At 35.0% G+C, this 17,858-nt stretch carries 11 protein-coding genes; 8 read left to right on the top strand and 3 right to left on the bottom strand.

Features of this window, described 5'->3' with window-relative positions; translation table 11 throughout:
* Nucleotides 1-4: 4 nt before the first annotated feature.
* Nucleotides 5-1,153, bottom strand: coding sequence for an acyltransferase family protein (locus tag FA048_RS02115; protein WP_136838474.1), 1,149 nt, complete (start codon nucleotides 1,151-1,153; stop codon nucleotides 5-7).
* A gap of 149 nt (nucleotides 1,154-1,302) precedes the next feature.
* Nucleotides 1,303-3,222, bottom strand: a complete 1,920-nt coding sequence (nagB, locus tag FA048_RS02110) for a glucosamine-6-phosphate deaminase (protein ID WP_136838472.1) — start codon at nucleotides 3,220-3,222, stop codon at nucleotides 1,303-1,305.
* Nucleotides 3,223-3,370: 148 nt separating this feature from the next.
* Between nagB and FA048_RS02105 the strand changes: the two genes are divergently transcribed.
* The 3 genes from FA048_RS02105 (at nucleotide 3,371) to FA048_RS02095 (ending at nucleotide 9,110) form a co-directional block, all read left to right on the top strand.
* Complete coding sequence (locus tag FA048_RS02105; RefSeq protein ID WP_136838470.1) at nucleotides 3,371-4,570, top strand: anhydro-N-acetylmuramic acid kinase; 1,200 nt, start codon at nucleotides 3,371-3,373, stop codon at nucleotides 4,568-4,570.
* A 138-nt stretch (nucleotides 4,571-4,708) separates the two neighbouring features.
* Entirely contained in the window at nucleotides 4,709-7,795 is a 3,087-nt protein-coding gene (locus FA048_RS02100) for a SusC/RagA family TonB-linked outer membrane protein (protein ID WP_136838468.1), read from the top strand.
* A gap of 16 nt (nucleotides 7,796-7,811) precedes the next feature.
* Complete coding sequence (locus FA048_RS02095) at nucleotides 7,812-9,110, top strand: RagB/SusD family nutrient uptake outer membrane protein (protein ID WP_225872454.1); 1,299 nt, start codon at nucleotides 7,812-7,814, stop codon at nucleotides 9,108-9,110.
* Nucleotides 9,111-9,175: 65 nt separating this feature from the next.
* Here FA048_RS02095 and FA048_RS02090 read toward each other — a convergent pair whose 3' ends face one another.
* Entirely contained in the window at nucleotides 9,176-9,922 is a 747-nt protein-coding gene (locus FA048_RS02090; protein WP_136838466.1) for a DeoR/GlpR family DNA-binding transcription regulator, read from the bottom strand.
* Between the two features lie 235 nt (nucleotides 9,923-10,157).
* On the opposite strand from FA048_RS02090, the gene FA048_RS02085 reads away from it, so the two are divergent.
* From FA048_RS02085 to FA048_RS02065, 5 genes are all read left to right on the top strand, one after another.
* Nucleotides 10,158-13,262 carry a SusC/RagA family TonB-linked outer membrane protein gene (locus FA048_RS02085; protein ID WP_136838465.1) on the top strand — a complete coding sequence of 1,035 codons (3,105 nt, stop codon included), beginning with the start codon at nucleotides 10,158-10,160 and terminating at the stop codon, nucleotides 13,260-13,262.
* A gap of 15 nt (nucleotides 13,263-13,277) precedes the next feature.
* Complete coding sequence (locus FA048_RS02080) at nucleotides 13,278-14,855, top strand: SusD/RagB family nutrient-binding outer membrane lipoprotein (RefSeq protein ID WP_136838463.1); 1,578 nt, start codon at nucleotides 13,278-13,280, stop codon at nucleotides 14,853-14,855.
* Nucleotides 14,856-14,866: 11 nt separating this feature from the next.
* Entirely contained in the window at nucleotides 14,867-15,655 is a 789-nt protein-coding gene (locus FA048_RS02075; protein WP_136838461.1) for a DUF4397 domain-containing protein, read from the top strand.
* A gap of 142 nt (nucleotides 15,656-15,797) precedes the next feature.
* Complete coding sequence (locus tag FA048_RS02070) at nucleotides 15,798-16,013, top strand: hypothetical protein (RefSeq protein ID WP_136838459.1); 216 nt, start codon at nucleotides 15,798-15,800, stop codon at nucleotides 16,011-16,013.
* A 58-nt stretch (nucleotides 16,014-16,071) separates the two neighbouring features.
* Complete coding sequence (locus FA048_RS02065) at nucleotides 16,072-17,757, top strand: S41 family peptidase (RefSeq protein ID WP_136838458.1); 1,686 nt, start codon at nucleotides 16,072-16,074, stop codon at nucleotides 17,755-17,757.
* Nucleotides 17,758-17,858 lie beyond the last annotated feature (101 nt).

Raw genomic sequence — 17,858 nt, 5'->3', positions numbered from 1 at the left:
TTTATTAAACCTTAATAATGATGTTCTTCTTATACATTAACCAAAGTATGACAAAGAAAAACAAAATAAAGACAATTGCGTAAGCTAACGAAGCATTTATTGGAGAAAAATAAGGAACAAAAAATGTCTGATAAAACCAACTCAATGCTCCAGTTTCACTGCCATCTGGTTGTTTAATTTTTATCATATTTAACAATCGAGGCATCAAGCCAGATACAAAAAAAACTGTTATAGCATTTACGCCATAAATTACAAAGGGTTTTGTAAAACGATTGTATTTATTTACATCAATTATCCAATACGAAAGCGCTAAAACAATTGTAGCCAAGCCACCGGTATAAAGTACATAAGAACTTGTCCATAAAGCTTTATTAATAGGGAATTCCAAATCCCATAATAAACCGGCCAATGTTGTAAAAACGCCTACAGAAAATAGCCAAGCAATTTTTGTTGCGGGTTCAACATCTTTTCGCTTCAAATAAACTCCTACCAAAACTCCAAATAATCCTGTTGCAACAGCTGGTAAGGTGCTTAAAATACCTTCTGGATCCCAAGTTTTGGCAGATTTCCATAAATGTGCTTCCGTTAAAATCGTTCTATCTAACCATGCTCCTAGGTTTGTCTCTTTTTCTAGGTTTGCGTAGCCAACTTCTGGAACAGGGACAAACATCATTAATGCCCAATAAGTAAACAGGATAATAATGATAATCCTGAAAATTGTTTTTTCAGATGACTTTAAAAAAATAACAGAAGAAATAAAAAATACTACTCCAATTCGTTGTAAAACGCCTGGTATACGGATATTTTTAAGAGATTCTACAAAGTCAAAAGTGCTAAAATTTCTAGGGAAAATTGCTAGGAGAAGACCTAATCCAAATAAGATAAGTGCTCTTTTAAATGCTTTAAGAATCGTTTTATTATGGCTCGCAGAATCTAGTTTTTTATTACTCATTGCATAAGCAATGGAAACACCAACTATGAATAAGAAAAAGGGGAAAACAAGGTCGGTTGGGGTACAGCCGTTCCATTCAGCGTGTTCTAATGGGGTATAGATATGGCCCCAGCTTCCTGGATTGTTTACCAAAATCATCGCGGCTACTGTTAGTCCGCGAAAAAAATCTAGGGATAATAAGCGTTGAGGTTTAGATTCCATTTTAAGCTAAAAAATTATCTGCTATAAACTTTATCTCCAATTTAATAAGGAGATTTAAGAACTAATATATAGAAGAAAATCTAAAAAGCTTTATAGAAAACCAATGAAGTTTGCTTAGGTGTTCTAATGCAAACTTCATTGGCAATTTTTTAGAATTTATAACGAACAAAAGCTTCCATTGCTTCGTAGTTTGCTAAACCCAAACTATCGTAAGCTTTTGCTGTTTCTCTATTCCGATCTTCAGCTCTTTGCCAAAATTCTCTAGCATCATCGCCTGGAAAAACAGCTCTATCTTTTTGAGATTGATGCTTGAAGATAGCAAACTTTTTACGTTCAACTTCTTGTGGACTAAGTGGTACTGCCATCTCTATTTCATGAGTTTCAAATTCAAGCCATGCACCACGATACATCCATAACCAACAATCTTTTACCCAAGTTTCTGTTTTTGCTAATCTTTTTAAAGATTCTAAAATAATATTAAAACAAACAATGTGTGTGCCATGAGGGTCCTCAAAATCTCCTGCTGCAAAAACCTGTTGTGGTTTTATTTTTTGAAGCAGCTCCATGGTTAATAATACATCAGCTTCTGTTACTGGATTTTTTTGATTTTTACCGCTTTCATAAAAAGGTAAAGCCATAAAATGGATATGATCGTCTTCTAAACCACAATAACGAGCACCAGCAATTGCTTCTCCTTTTCTTATCAATCCTTTAACGGTTTGTATTTCTGGGGTATCAACTTGGTTAGGTTTTTTATGCTCAATAAATTGGCGCATTTTATTGTAGGTCTCAGACATTTCTGGATTTGCCACTCCCATCTTTTCTGCAAAATCCATGTTAAACTCAACAAAACGCAAAACATCATCGTCCCAAACTGCTGTGTTACCAGAAGTTTGATAAGCAACATGTACATCGTGCTTTTGGTCTACTAATCGGATAAATGTACCACCCATAGAAATTACATCATCATCAGGGTGAGGAGAGAAAATTAAGACACGTTTTTTGTCTGGAGTTGCTCTTTCTGGTCTTTGGGTATCATCTGCATTCGGCTTGCCTCCAGGCCAACCTGTAATGGTGTGTTGAAGTTTATTAAATATATGAATGTTAATATTGTAAACCGGACCTTTTTCAAGTGCCAGCTGAGCCATACCATTATTGTTGAAATCGTCTTCGGTTAATTTTAAAATTGGTTTATTTAAAGTTGTAGCTAACCATATTACCGCTTTCCTAATTAATTTATCTGTCCAAATGCAATCTTTTACTAGCCAAGGAGTATCGTATCTTGTTAATAATGAAGCAGCATCCTCGTCTAAAATAAATTCAACATTTTCAGATAATTGCAAATAAGTAGCTGGTACATCACTAGACATTTCACCTTCAACAGCTTTTTTAATGATGGATGCCTTCTTTGTATTCCAAGCCATTAAAACAATTTCTCTGGCTTTAAAGATGGTGCCAATTCCCATTGTAATTGCCTTAGTAGGCACAAAAGACTTTCCTCCAAAATCACGAGCAGCATCCCTACGTGTAAGGTCATCTAGAGTTACTAAACGTGTTCCCGAGTTTGGCGCAGAACCAGGTTCATTAAAACCAATGTGACCAGTTCTACCAATACCTAAAATCTGCATGTCTAAACCACCATATTCTTCTATTTTGCGCTCATAAGCTAAGCAGAATGCAGGAATGTCTTCAAGTTTAAGTGTCCCATCTGGGATATGGACATTTGCTTTGTCGATGTCAATGTGGTCGAACAAATTTTCATTCATAAATGAAACATAACTCTGAGCAGCGGTTGGCAGCATCGGATAATATTCATCTAAGTTAAATGTAACCACGTTTTTAAAGCTTAGACCTTCTTCTTTGTGTAGTCTAACTAATTCTGAATAAACTGCTATAGGCGTTGCACCTGTAGCTAAACCTAAAACTGCTTTTAGGTTATTTTCTTGTTTGGTTTTAATAATTTTCGCAATTCGATGCGCTACGTTAATAGAAGCTTCTTTTGGATTTTTAAAAACAGTAACTGGGAGTTTTTCGAACCTCGTTTCTTCTAATAGATTTAATCTTGCCATTAATTCTGTTATTATTTAGTGAACGGAGCGGTAAATATAGAGAGTAATGCTTAGTTTTTACCAATTGTTATTTACTTTTATTGAAAGTATTTTTAGAGATTGCGTTACAGCATTAAATCAAACGTTTGTTTTACAATATTAAATTTTTATGAACAATTCTGTACAAAACCTTTATGCTATTGCAAGTAAAAGGGAGAGATTAATTATTGGATTAATGTCTGGTACTTCAATGGATGGATTAGATATCGCGCTGTGTCTTTGTACAAACAGTGGAAGTGAAACAGAAATAAAATTGCTAAACTTTATTACCATTCCTTATCAGGATGATTTTAGAGCAGATGTAAAAAGCATATTTTCTCGCAGAGATGCAGATCTAGAAAAAGTGTGTTTATTGAATGAGTTAATAGGGATAAAACATGCAGAATTAATTTTAGAAGCATTAACAACATGGGGCATTAACTCAAACGAAATTGATATCATTGCAAGCCACGGACAAACAATTTTTCATGCGCCAAAATCCTTACACGGGAAAAAAGGCTACCCAAATGCAACATTACAGATTGGAGATGGAGATCATATTGCAGTAAAAACAGGAATTATAACTATTGCCGATTTTAGGCAAAAACACTTGGCTGCAGGGGGTGAAGGAGCTCCACTTGCTGTTTATGGAGACTATTTAGTTTTTTCTAAAAAGGACGAGGATAGGATAATGTTGAATATTGGAGGTATAGCTAACTTTACATTTCTGCCAGGAAGTAAAGATGCTTCAAAAGTTTTTTCAACAGATGTTGGCCCAGGCAACACCTTAATGGATCAGTTTATACAGCTGCATTATCCGGGTATATATTATGATAAAGATGCCCTAAAGGCAAAGTCAGGGAACCTCAGTGATAACTTATTGAAAGCCTTATTGAATAATGAGTTCTTTAAGATCGATTTCCCAAAAACAACTGGTCCTGAATTATTTAATCTTACCTATTTGCAAAAAGCCCAAGAGCAAAGCAAAACAATAGATTTAGCGAATGAAGATGTGCTGGCAACCCTATGTCACTTTTCTGCACATGGAATTATTGAAGCCATAAAAAGAACAGTCAAATCTTCATCAATGCCAAAAATATTTATGAGCGGCGGTGGTATGCATAATCCTTTATTAGTTACGCTTTTAAAAGCGGCATTACCTAATGCTACTTTTAGCACAACCAATGAATTAGAAATTAACCCAGACGCAAAAGAAGCCGTGCTTTTTGCACTCTTAGCTAATGAAGCTTTAGCTGGAAATCCCATCAATTTTGGAGACCGAGAAGGTGTGCCATCCGTATGTATGGGCAAAATCAGTTTGCCTAACTAAATGTTAGTTTGTTTATAAGTTTTATTAAAGTTTAGACAAAACATTTCGTCATCTTTAATAGGTTTTTCGATTCAGTTAATGTTTTGAAAAATAATTAATCAGCTTTGCTGTATTTCTAACCAATTTAAATTTTTAAGTATGATGAGATTTTACACATTACGGTGTTCAAAACTGCTTTTATTGTTTTTAACACCAATCTTTTTGTTGCTCCTGTTTTCATCAGCAAGCGCACAAACAAACCGTTATATAATTAATGGTAAAGTAATAGAGGAAACAACTATGTCTCCAATTCCAGGTGCTGGCATTAAAGTGCAAGGAACTAACTTTGCTGTGGCTGCTAATAATGATGGTACCTATTCCCTTATAGCAAACCTTGCTCCGGGAAACTATCAACTTTCAGTTACATATATCGGTTATAAAACTATCACCAAACAAATTACCTTGGGTAGTAACAATAATGTAACTGTCGATTTTTCTTTATCACAAGATGCAATGGGTTTAGATGAAGTTATTGTAACAGGTACTTCACAAGGAACTACCAGAAAACAACTTGGTAACTACATTACATCAGTTAAAGGAGATGATCTAAATAAAGCACCTAGTGGAAACGTACTTTCGTCAATGCAAGGTAAAGTTGCAGGAGCTCAGATTAGTCAAAACTCTGGCGACCCAGCTGGCGGAATGTCAGTAAAGTTACGTGGGATTAGCTCTGCAAATTCATCAACAGAACCTTTATATATAATCGATGGGGTTATTGTTAATAATTCAACTTCTAGAGTAACAAATACTTCCACTAATTATGATGGTGGTAATTTTGTTGGTGCAATTGGGCAAAACAGAATGGTTGATATTAACCCTGCCGATATAGAAAGGGTAGAAGTGCTTAATGGCGCATCTGCGGCAGCAATTTATGGTTCAAGGGCTAATGCTGGAGTTATTCAGATTTTTACTAAAAAAGGTGTAGCTGGCAGAACACAAGTTAGTTTTAATACTAATTTTATGATAAGTGAGTTGAGAAAAAAGATAGAAGTTAATCAATCGCCAGTTAAATTTGGAGGTAGTGTAGATGCATTTACACAAGATGTGATTCAAACAACCGGCACTCCGCCAGCGCTTTTAACAAACACAACTCCTGTAACTCGTTACGATTATCAGGATTATATCTTTAGAACGGGATATGGTACAGATAACAACTTGTCTATTTCTGGGGGTAGTGAAAACACAAAAGTTTATTCTTCTTTTGGTTATTTTAGCAATCAAGGTATTATCAAAAATACCAATTTCAGGAAATACAATTTTAGAACCAACTTAGATCAAAAAATAAACAACTGGGCTAGTTTATCAGCTGGCTTAAATTACATTAAGAGTGCAGCTAACGAAAAACCGGATGGAAACTCGTTTTTCTCGCCTATGAACTCAGTAACAATTCTTGGTAACTTTCATGATATTTTTAGGAGAGATGCAAGTGGGAATCTAATGGCTGTAGGAGAAAGAGGTCGTGTAAATCCAGTTTCTGTAATTGAGGATATTAAGCAAAGACAAGAGGTAGATAGAATTATTGCCAATTCAACTTTGAAATTAAGTCCGATTAAAAATCTAACAGTAGATTTAACTTTAGGTGTGGATAATTCGTCGCAAAACGGGACAACTTATATCCCTCCATATACTTATAATGTAAATCCGGATTTTTTTGGTGGCGGAACTACCATAAATGCAACTCAAAATGGTTACGCTAGTGCAGGAAGTAACAAAGTGTTTATGTTTAATAATGAAATCAATGCTACATATCAGGCAAAAATTTCTGATTTATTAACCTCTGTTACACAGGTTGGATATTCTTATCAATATGAAAAAGGTCAGTATGGGTTATTACAGGGCAGAGGACTTGCGCCAAAAATCACTACAGTAAATGGTGCATCTACACCTTTGCCGAGTGTTGATATAAGAACTGAACTTTCTATTAGTGGGGCTTATATTCAACAAAATTTTAAATATAAAGATCATTTGTTTGTAACGGGAGCCTTGCGTATGGATGAATCATCCGTATTTGGTAAGGATAATAGAAATCAAGTGTATGTTAAAGCAAGTTTAAGTTATGTTTTGTCTTCAGTAGATTATTGGAAAAAGACAAACTTATCATCGTGGTGGGATACATTTAAGCTAAGAGGCGCTTATGGACAATCAGGTAACTTAACCGGTATTGGTCCATACGATCGTATTAATGGTTACAATGGACAGGCATTTTTAGGCTATACATCTTTGTTTAGCAGTTTCCAGTTAGCTAATGAAAATGTGAAACCTGAGCGTCAGGATGAGCTTGAAGTAGGTACTGATTTAGGTTTTATGAAGAATAGATTAACCTTAAGTGTAAACTATTACAACAAAAAAGTAAAAGACTTATTATTGGCTCAAGTTATTGCGCCTACAGAAGGTTATACTAGTTTCTTAAACAACATCGGCTCTTTAAAAAATACAGGTATTGAGGTTGTGTTGGGAGGTACGCCAATTAAAACCGATAATTTTGCATGGACCGCATCAGCAATTTTTAACAGAAATAGAAACGAGGCATACAATATTGGCGCTATGAGACTGTTAAGTACAAACCCAGGTGCACCTGTAGCAATTATTGATGGCGAGCCATTAGGTGTTTTTTATGGTACTTATTTCGCAAGAAATACTGATGGTAGTTTAGTGACTAATGCCTCAGGTATACCCCAACAAGCAAGAGATGGTGCTGGAAATCCGTTAAGAAAAGTACTTGGAGATCCTAATCCAGATTATAATTGGTCTCTTGTAAATGATTTTAACTATAAAAAATTTGGTTTACGCATTCAGCTTGATGGAGTACAGGGTGGTGATGTATGGAATGCAGATTGGAGAACTAGGCAAGGTGTAGGAGGTGGTAAGGTGGCTGAGCAGGAGCAAATGGGATTATTACCTAGAGGATATGTTGCTGGTGTTTATGCCATAGAAGAATGGAGAATTGACGATGGTTCTTTTGTGAAGTTGAGAGAAGTTTCATTAAGTTACAACATTGGAAAGGTTAAATCTATCAGTAATTTAACAGTTGTATTAAGTGGAAGAAACTTGATTTCTTGGGATAATTATAAAGGTTATGACCCAGAGTTAAATTCTGCAGGTCAATCTACCATTCTAAGAAATATAGATTTTGGTTCGGTGCCAATTCCAAGAACATTTAGTTTAGGCCTACAAGTTAAATTCTAACAGTTTAATAAAATAGATGATGAAAAATTTTAAAATAAAATCAATATATATAGCTTGCGGTTTGTTAACGTTCGCAAGCAGTATTTCATCTTGCAAGAAAGATTTTGAAGATCCTTCTAGGGCAAGTGTAGATGTTGCGCTAGGCTCTAGTCAAGCTTTATCTGCTGTAGCAGTAGGTATTCAGCGTACATATACATTAAATAGAACGGGTGTTCTTTTTAATTCAATTACAGCATCTGGTTTTTCTGGCAATGAATTAAAGCTGTTAAATTCTGGTAATATTCCTGAGTTACAGTTGAGTACTGGCGGCAATGCTGTTGATGGAACGAATACTATATTGTTCAATATGTGGGCTTCATCTTTTAAGGTGATAGACGAGAGTAATAAAGTAATTGCTGGTGCTGAAGCACTTGGCGATAAAGCTTATGCTTCTGGATTGATAGGTTATGTAACTATCTTTAAGGCACTTTCCTTGGGTACCATATCTACATTTTGGCAACAAGTACCAGTAACGATAGGAAAAAATGTGCCATTTGTGAATAGAACTGATGGGTATAAAACTGCAATTGCAGCGATAGACAATGCCTTGGCTAAGATTGCAGCTAATCCAATTTCAACTCAATTTTCTGGTACAGTCCCAAACCTGAATATAGAGAATACCTTGCATGCTTTAAAAGCTAGATATGCACTTTTCAGTGGGCAATATGCTTTAGCGCTTACCGAGGCAGGATTAGTTTCGCTAAGTAGCGGTTCATCCTTCACATTTGACAATGCGAATATTAATATTCTAAACTCGGTTATTGCTTCAAACAACGTTTTTCAACCAATAGATGCTAATTTGGGTTTAGGAGGCGCTTTTGCTCCTGATGTAACGGATAAACGCCTTGTATTTTACACTAAGATGGAAGGTTCTCCAGCTACAATTAGAATGAATGGTTTTGCCGCAACAACTACAACGCCTATTCCTATTTTCTTGCCAGGAGAAATGATTTTAATTAAAGCGGAAGCTTATGCTAGGCAAACTACGCCAGATTTAAATAATTCGTTAATTGAATTGAACAAAGTTGTAACAAAAACAACTGATATCTTTGGTGTTACAGCAAGTTTACCTGCACTAGTAGGGCCTTATACTCAAGCTCAACTGTTAGATTTAATCTATAAGCACAGAAGTATTGAGTTATATGCATCAGGGTTAAAATTAGAAGATATGCGAAGATTTGGGCGGCCGGTTTCAGAAATGAAACGAAGCTTTATGCCTTATCCTTTTCAAGAGAGAGATAATAATACCAATACACCAGCAAATCCAACATTTTAATTAAAGAAAGGGAGAACGTGAGTTCTCCCTTTCTTTAATAATAAGCAGCAAAAATTGTAAGCAGTTTAAAAAAGCTTCAAACCTTTAACTTGGTAATCATCTAATTTTTGATCTGTTGGATCTAATTCGGTAATTAGATAATTAATATTTTCAAGTGACGCAACCTTCAATCGTAATGAAATATTCAGCTTTTCAGAAATACATAATACAGCTGATTTTCTAGAGGAATTCATCATGGTCTTTTTTAGCTGGTTAATTTCCCAATCTGTATCTGTCAAACCATCAACGGGGTGAAGTGCGCTTGTGCCCAATAAACATAAGTCAGCGTTTATCTCAGAAAGCTGACTGATCACATGACCACCATAAGTTATTTGTGAATTTTTAGAAAATAAGCCACCAATCAAAATTACTTCAACCTTCCTATATTTTGCAAGTTCTACAGCAACAAGTGGACTTATGGTAAAGAATGTAGCTTGTAAATTTTCAGGTAATTGTTTTACAAGTTCTATAATTGTTGTTCCGCCACCAGTTAAAACAACCATTCCGTCTTTTATTAAAGGAATAGTTTTTTTTGCAATAATTATTTTTGCATCCTTAGCATAAACCGTACTATCATCAAAGGTAGAATGGTAAGACTTCGAAAGGGCGCCGCCATGAACCTTGTATAAAAGGTTGGCGTCAGACATCTCTTGAAGATCTCTTCTAATGGTATCTTCAGAAACATTTAATAGCTGGACTAAATCTGAAGTCAACACTCTGTTATGCAGGTTTATCTGACGCATAACTATATCATGTCTTTCTTTTTTTAACATATTTTATAGCTGTTGGGAGTACTAATATATAAAAAATAAAATATAATGCGGGTTTTTGCGGGTTTATGCAACAATAATTTGCCATTGCTTATCAAATTAGTTAAATAAATTTCTTTAAACTAAAAAATATTTATGATATTTACTTGTTAGTTATTATTATGCGTGATTATGCGTGTTTAATAACAGCCAAGATATAAACAAAACAAAACTTAAATTATTAACCAAATTCACGTTTATGAAAAAAAAATTACTCATGCTGTTTTTGGGCACGTTTCTGTTGGCTATCCAAGCGATAGCTCAGCAAGTTACGGTAACTGGTAAAATTACTTCCGCAGAAGATGGATTGCCCATTCCAGGTGCTTCTGTAAAAATTAAAGGAACCGACATCGCTGTGCAAACGAGCCCTGCTGGTTTTTATTCAATCAAAACTAAGCAAGGAGACGTGCTTCAGTTTATCTATTTGGGAATGGCTACAAAAGAACAAACTGTAGGCACTACCACAGTATTGAACATTGTTCTTAGTACAGATTCTAAATCATTAAATGAAGTAGTGGTAACTGCTTTAGGTGAGAAAGTCCAAAAAAGATCTTTAGGAAATTCTCAACAAGAGGTTAAAGGTGCAGACATTGCTGGTACGCAAAGAGAGAATTTTATCAATGCTTTACAGGGTAGAGTTGCAGGTGTAGAGGTAACCAATACTACTGGTGTTCCTGGTGCATCAACATCAATTACAATTAGAGGCGTAAGTTCTATAAGTGGAAGTAACCAACCTTTGTTTATAGTAGATGGTTTGCCAATTGATAACAAAACGCTGAACACTTCTGCTTTCGTTTCTGATAATAGTGCAACCACAGCATTATCTAATAGAGGTGTAGATTTTACAAATCGTGCTGCCGATATTAATCCAGAAGATATTGAAAGCTTAGTGGTGCTAAAAGGTCCAGAAGCTGCAGCTTTGTATGGTATCGAGGCTGCAAATGGTGCAATTGTAATAACTACAAAAAGAGGAAAAGCGGGTAAAGGATCTATCAATTATGGAAATAGCTTTAGGGTAGAAAAAACAGGAAGGCTTCCAGAGGTTCAAGGAGTCTATGGAATTGGTTCTGGTGGTGTCGCAGCTACAGGATCACTGAGTTATTTTGGTCCCCAATATGCCCCTAATATACAACTCTATGATAATATTGATGGGTTTTTTAGAACTGCTTTTACGCAAAAGCATAATCTTTCTATGGATGGTGGTAGCCAAGATGTATCCTATCGTGTTTCTACTTCTTATACCAATCAGAATGGTGTAGTACCAAACTCAAACTTGGAGAAACTAACTTTAAATGGCTCAATAAACGGTAAATTGAACGACTGGTTTAAAATAGATTTATCCTTAACTTATGCTTATGCATTAAACAATCAACCACGCAATGGTGCTGGCGGCCCTCTATTAGGCTTATTACTTTGGCCTCGAGAAGATGATGCTAAAAATTATTTGACCCCAGCGGGTACTAGAAGAAGATTTACTACTGCAACAGATTTAACATCAGAATTAGAAAACCCATATTTTAGTGTAAATAAGAATAGACTAAACTCCATTAATAACAGAATTACTTCAAACTTTGGCTTTACAATTACCCCAGCCAAATGGGTTAATTTTAAATCAAATATTGGTATTGATGCTTACAATAATAGGAATCTATTGTTAAGCCACCCAGAAAGTTCAAGAGGTTTAAATCGTAACGGAATACTAGATATTGCGAATGACAATACTAGAAACATTAATGTTCAGAATTTATTGAGCTTTACCAAGCAGAACATTACAAAAGATTTAACTTTTGATGCAACCTTGGGTAACGCTATTTCTTCTGCAAAGTCTGCGATTGATTCACAATATGGCGAGGGATTTTTAGATCCAAATTTCGAGTCAATTAACAACACAACTACAACATTAAGGAATGCAAAATCAACAGTATTCCAAAAAAGAGTTTTTAGTTTCTTCGGACGTGCAACATTAGCGTATAAAAATTATCTTTATTTAACAGCGACAGGTAGAAATGACTGGACTTCAACTATTCCTGATGGTGCGAATTCTTTCTTCTATCCCTCGGTTTCAACAAGCTTTGTTTTTACGGATGTTCCAGCATTTAAAGGCTTGCAGAATATATTCACGTCTGGTAGATTAAGAGCAGCTTTTGCACAGGTTGGTAGAGACGCAAGGCCTTATGCTTACATTCCAGCTTTGGAAAGTAAAGCAACTACTGGAGGTGGATTCGGATATGGTTTTACTGGGCCTAACTTAGCATTGGTGCCAGAATTTGCTAGTTCTTATGAAGTAGGTGCAGACTTAGCTTTCTTAAATGATAGGTTAGGAGTAGATGTTGCATTGTATCGCAAAATCACTTCAGAGCAGATTATAAACGACATTAGAGGTAGTTATGCAACTGGTTATGTTTTGTTTAATCTAAATGGTGGTAAAACACGTAACCAAGGTATTGAGTTAACAGTTAGAGGTAACCCAATTAAGAGTAAAAACTTTTCTTGGAATGTTTTGGCTAACTTCGAGTCTGCAAGAGGTACTGTATTAGAACTTCCTAATTCATTACCAGAAACTTATGTTTCAGATACTTGGTTATATGGTAATGTAAGAAACGGAAATAGTATCGGTTATTCTACAAGATCATTAACAGGTTATTTTTATTTAAGAAATAATGCTGGTGAAATTTTAATTAATCCAGCAACAGGTTTACCTGTAAGATCAAATATCTTTATTCAAGGTTATGGAGAAGGCTATGATAGACAGCCAGATTTTACAGTCGGTTTAACAAATACATTTACGTATAAAAACTTCTCATTATCGTTCTTACTAGATATGAGAAAAGGTGGTGATGTATTAAATGGTACTGAAAACTTCTTAGTTCAAAGAGGATTGAGCCCTAGAACTTTAGATAGGTTAGAACCTCGAATTGTAAAAGGTGTATTCCAAGATGGTTTAGAAAATACAGCTAATCCTACAGCTAATAACATATCGGTAACACCATTCTATCAAAATGCCTATTACACTAGCCAAAGTGAAGAGTTATACATCGAAAAAGATATCAATTGGATTAGAATGAAAGACGTGACTCTACAATATAAGTTATCTCAAACATTACTATCTAAACAGAAGTTCTTAAAAAGTGCGAGTGTATTCGTAACCGCTACAGATTTATTTATCATTACAAATTATTCTGGATTGGATCCAGTAGTAAATGGAAATACTGCCGCTGTAGGTGGATCTGGTGGCGCTGGTATTGACTATGGTAATTTCCCAATGCCTATTGGAATTAACTTTGGAATTAAAATTGGATTATAACAGGAGAGATTGAACATGAAAAAATTATTTATAACATTTTTGGCATTTGGTCTTATTTCCTTAAGTGGATGTAAGAAGTTTTTGGATGTAAATACCAATCCAAATGCACCACAAGTAGTGGAAGCCAACTTATATTTATCCCCAATGCTACACTGGATGGCCACTGGTCCTCAAGTTGATGGGATAGTAATAGCAAGATATAACCAAAATTGGGCAATTAATGCTAATCTTGATAATTGGGATAGGATGGGCCACGCTCAAAATACAACCGCACCAGATAATGGAGGACAATTATGGAGGACTGTTTATTTTGATTTTGGTCAGAATTTGGTTGATATGACTAAAAAGGCAGAAGCAGAGCAACGTTGGGATTTATTGGGTGTTGCAGAAGTTCTAAAGGCTTGGGGCTGGTTACAGTTAACTACAGTTAATGGTGAAATTATCATCAAAGAAGCTATAGATGCAAGCAAAACTAAATTTAGTTATGATACTCAAGAATTTGCTTATCAAGAAGTTTTTAGGCTTTTGAATTCAGCAATTACCAATTTAGCAAGAACCGATGGTGCAGTTAATGCAGGTTATTTAGGAAAAACAGATATACTATATAAAGGAAATAGAGCGGCTTGGACAAAATTTGCTTATGGCTTAAAAGCAATGGCTTTGAATCATTTTAGCAATAAAACAGGGGTTTATAAACCAGATGATGTAATTGCTGCTGTTGACTTATCTTTTTCAAGTAATGCTGATGACCCATTGCTAGCATATACTGGAACCGCGAATGATGATATCAATTATTTAGCAGGAGCTAGAAATAACATTGCTTCTGTTAGACAAACAAGGTTCGCTTTGGGGCTAATGGATGGTACACAGTTTCCTGGAGCGGTTGACCCTAGGTTAACAAGGATGCTAGCACCTTCGCCTGATGGAGTTTATAGAGGTATAGATCCAGTAACAGGGGTAACTGGATTAACAGCTGCACAACAACCAAATAATCTTTGGGGATATACAACACAAGTAGCTGCGGTTAGAACACCAGCTAGATATATTTTCTCTACAAAAAGTAAAATGCCAATAATCACCTATGCGCAATTACAGTTTGTAAAAGCAGAAGCTGCTTATAAGAAGGGGGATAAAACGACAGCTTTAAATGCCTATAAAAATGGTATTTCTGCAAGTATCGATTTTGTAAATGCAAGGAATACTGATGACGGGCAAGTTCCAACCCAGATTACAGCTACAGAAAAAGCAACGTTTTTAGCATCAACTTCAATAGTTCCAGCTACGGCGAATGCGCTTACATTATCTCAAATCATGTGTCAAAAGTTTATTGCACAATGGGGATGGGGTCATTTAGAGCAATGGATGGACATGAGAAGGTACCATTATATTGATGTAGATCCTGTTACAGCTAAACAAGTGTTTTTAGGATTTGCACCACCAACAAACCTATTTCCAGATAATTTGAACAAATACGTGTATCGCATCAGACCTCGTTATAATTCAGAATACGTATGGAACAGAGATGCATTAAACGTAATAGGTGGTTTGGATATTGACTATCAAACAGATGAAATGTGGATTACTAAACCTTAATAGTTCAACAGATGAAAAGAAAACATATTATTTTAGCAGTAATTCTGCTTTCAACCATAATTTACTCTTGTAAAAAGAATGCAGTACAAGAGATCTCTGGTCCTGTATCCGGTGCGCAAGTTAAGTTCTTTAATTTTGCATTAAATGGACCTTCTGTAAATTTTTACGCAAATAATTTAAAAATTTCTGCAGTAACATCCGCAACAGGAGTAGAATTTGCCTCAGGCACAAATTATTCACTTGTATTTCCTGCAACAAATAACTATGCAGTGATTGCTCCTGGTACTTATAATTTAAAATCGGTAACGCCAACCACAGCAGCTGTTAATCCTAATACCATCATCTCTAGTTTGAGTAAAAATATAGAAGATGGTAAGTTTTACTCGTTGTATACTTGTGGTTTGTATAATACAACTGCGAAAACTTCGGATGCTTTTATTTTAGATGATGCTTTGCCTCCTATTGATACTTCAACAGCTTATGTTCGTTTTGTACATGTTTCTTATAATGCCAATCCTTTTGATTTTATTATGAAAAATACAACAACACTTGTTGAAACCACAGTAGCAACCAACGTTGCCTTTAAAACAGGATCAGCTTACGCAAAGGTGCCTTCTGGAGTTTATGATTTGATTTTGAGATATCCAAATACTACAACGCCTATCGTAATTAGAACGGCAGTTGGTTTAGTTAAGGCAAATACTTACTCCTTTAGTTTAAGGGGGGATATTACAATACCCTATACTGCAGCTGCAACTGTTGTAAATAGACCTTTCATAGATAATACGCCAAATAGGTAACTATTATGCGACTATAATGCTTATTTATTGCTGCAAATGAGAAAAAGCCCGTTTAGATTTTCTAAACGGGTTTTTTTGTTTTCTGTTATTCCTAACCAAAATCAGCTTTAAATTTTATACTTTTGTAGCAAAGAATTAAACAATGGCAAGCTTTACACTTACTCCTGAAACCTGGGAAAGGGTTAAAATTAAATTTTTAAGAAAATACCGCGATTTAACTCAAGCTAATCTTTCTTTTTCTCCCGGACAAGAAGATCAGTTGGTGCAACAACTAATGACTTTAGTTAAAAGAGACCAAAAATATATCGAATTTACTATCCTTAAGGCCTTAGCAGACCCAGAAGGCAACCGATTATAATACAGCTTTTAAATCATATTGCTTTTTTGTAAGTTTACCCTTATATAATATAAGGTAAATGAAGAAAGCTAGATTTGGTATTTTAATAGCGGCAATTGGTTTAGGGTCAATCACTCTTGCTTTTAGAGAAGACTTATTCCTTGTCTCTAAAAACCTAGATATTTTCGCATCCTTATATAAGGAGATTAATATCAACTATGTAGAAGAAACTAGCCCTGGCGATTTAATGCGAACCAGCATTGATGCAATGCTAGAGGGGCTGGATCCTTACACCGAGTACATTCCAGAATCTGAAATTGAAGACTATAAATTAAAATATGTAAGTACACAATACGGCGGTATTGGAGCTGGCACCTTATTTATTGATGGTAAATTATTTGTAAACGAAGTAAGTGAAGGCAATCCGGCTAATAAACAAGATGTTAAGCCTGGAGATCAAATCTTAAAAATTAATGGTATTGATGTTAATGGAAAAGACCGTAACCAAATTAGTCAGTTGTTGCGTGGACCAAAAGGATCATCATTAACGCTCGCATTATTAAGAGATGCAGCAGTAATTAATAAAACATTAGTTAGAGAAGAAATTAAGCAGCCAAATGTATCTTATTCAGGAATGATTGATGGTCAGATAGGATATATTAAATTAGATAAATTCCTCGAGAATTCTGGCAAAGAAGTTAAGGATGCCTTAGAGTTGATCAACAAAGAAAAACCAAAGGGAATTATCCTTGATCTACGTAATAATGGGGGAGGTATTTTACAAGAAGCAGTAAAAATTGTTAATTTATTTGTTCAAAAGGGGATTTTGGTTGTGGTTCAAAAAGGGAGAAATCCTGAGAAGACCATTTCTTATGAAACTTTAAATCAGCCCATCTCTCCTCAAATACCTTTAACCGTATTGATCAATGGATCTTCTGCTTCTGCATCAGAAATTGTAGCGGGTGCATTACAAGATTTAGATAGGGCAGTTGTAATAGGCCAACGTAGTTACGGTAAAGGACTTGTGCAGCAAACATTCAATCTTCCTTATAATAGCTTGGTTAAAGTTACTGTAGCTAAATATTATACACCTTCTGGAAGATGCATACAGGCATTAGACTATGCACATAAGGATAAAAACGGAGAGGCTGAGAAATTCGCTGATTCTGTAATGACGCCTTATAATACCAAAGCAGGGCGTACAGTTTATAATGGTAACGGAGTTTTTCCAGATGTTTTTGTTGAGCCTATTAAGTATAGCCCCATTACAATCTCTTTAGCGGGCAAAAACCTTTTCTTTGATTATGCAAACACCTATAAGAAAGTAAATGCAGCAATTCCAAATGTTAAAACTTTTCAATTAAGCGATGCAGATTACACCAAATTTGTAAATTCAATGGCAAATAAAGACTACAGTTACGTATCACGTACTGAGCGATTATTAGCTGAACTAAAAATTGAAGCAGAAAAAGAAAATAAAGCATCAGCAGTAAAAGTAGATTTAGAAGAATTGAAAGCAAAAATGTTAAGCGCTAAGAAAACAGATCTAGTTACACACAAGGATGAGATTAAAAAAATACTAGAAACTCAAATTATTAGCAGATACTACTTCGAAAAAGGAAAGATTGAGCAAGCCTTCCAGTACGATAAGGAAATCGCGCAAGCTAAACTTATCTTTAATAATCAAAACCAAATGATGGCTATTTTAAATGGCACTGGGAATTACAAAATTATAGGTAGCCCTATCAAATCTTCAAATAATTAAGCCTTAAATTATTCTTCAGCTATAAAAAAGTTGCCTTAGTGTTAATATTTCTTTAACTAAAAATTAAGTTATATTTATATTTCTCAATTAAATTAACTAAA

This window comes from Pedobacter polaris (genome assembly GCF_005116505.1).
GTDB classification, from domain to species: domain Bacteria; phylum Bacteroidota; class Bacteroidia; order Sphingobacteriales; family Sphingobacteriaceae; genus Pedobacter; species Pedobacter polaris.
Note: the sequence above shows the minus strand (reverse complement) of the source record. Positions and strands in the feature narration are given on the sequence as shown.

Bases quoted from the DNA above. Each gene is read 5' to 3' on its own strand.
- FA048_RS02100 (WP_136838468.1), top strand. From the start codon at position 4,709: ATGATGAGATTTTACACATTACGGTGTTCAAAACTGCTTTTATTGTTT.
- FA048_RS02115 (WP_136838474.1), bottom strand. From the start codon at position 1,153: ATGGAATCTAAACCTCAACGCTTATTATCCCTAGATTTTTTTCGCGGA.
- FA048_RS02080 (WP_136838463.1), top strand. From the start codon at position 13,278: ATGAAAAAATTATTTATAACATTTTTGGCATTTGGTCTTATTTCCTTA.
- FA048_RS02095 (WP_225872454.1), top strand. From the start codon at position 7,812: ATGATGAAAAATTTTAAAATAAAATCAATATATATAGCTTGCGGTTTG.
- nagB (WP_136838472.1), bottom strand. From the start codon at position 3,222: ATGGCAAGATTAAATCTATTAGAAGAAACGAGGTTCGAAAAACTCCCA.
- FA048_RS02065 (WP_136838458.1), top strand. From the start codon at position 16,072: ATGAAGAAAGCTAGATTTGGTATTTTAATAGCGGCAATTGGTTTAGGG.
- FA048_RS02075 (WP_136838461.1), top strand. From the start codon at position 14,867: ATGAAAAGAAAACATATTATTTTAGCAGTAATTCTGCTTTCAACCATA.
- FA048_RS02090 (WP_136838466.1), bottom strand. From the start codon at position 9,922: ATGTTAAAAAAAGAAAGACATGATATAGTTATGCGTCAGATAAACCTG.
- FA048_RS02085 (WP_136838465.1), top strand. From the start codon at position 10,158: ATGAAAAAAAAATTACTCATGCTGTTTTTGGGCACGTTTCTGTTGGCT.
- FA048_RS02070 (WP_136838459.1), top strand. From the start codon at position 15,798: ATGGCAAGCTTTACACTTACTCCTGAAACCTGGGAAAGGGTTAAAATT.
- FA048_RS02105 (WP_136838470.1), top strand. From the start codon at position 3,371: ATGAACAATTCTGTACAAAACCTTTATGCTATTGCAAGTAAAAGGGAG.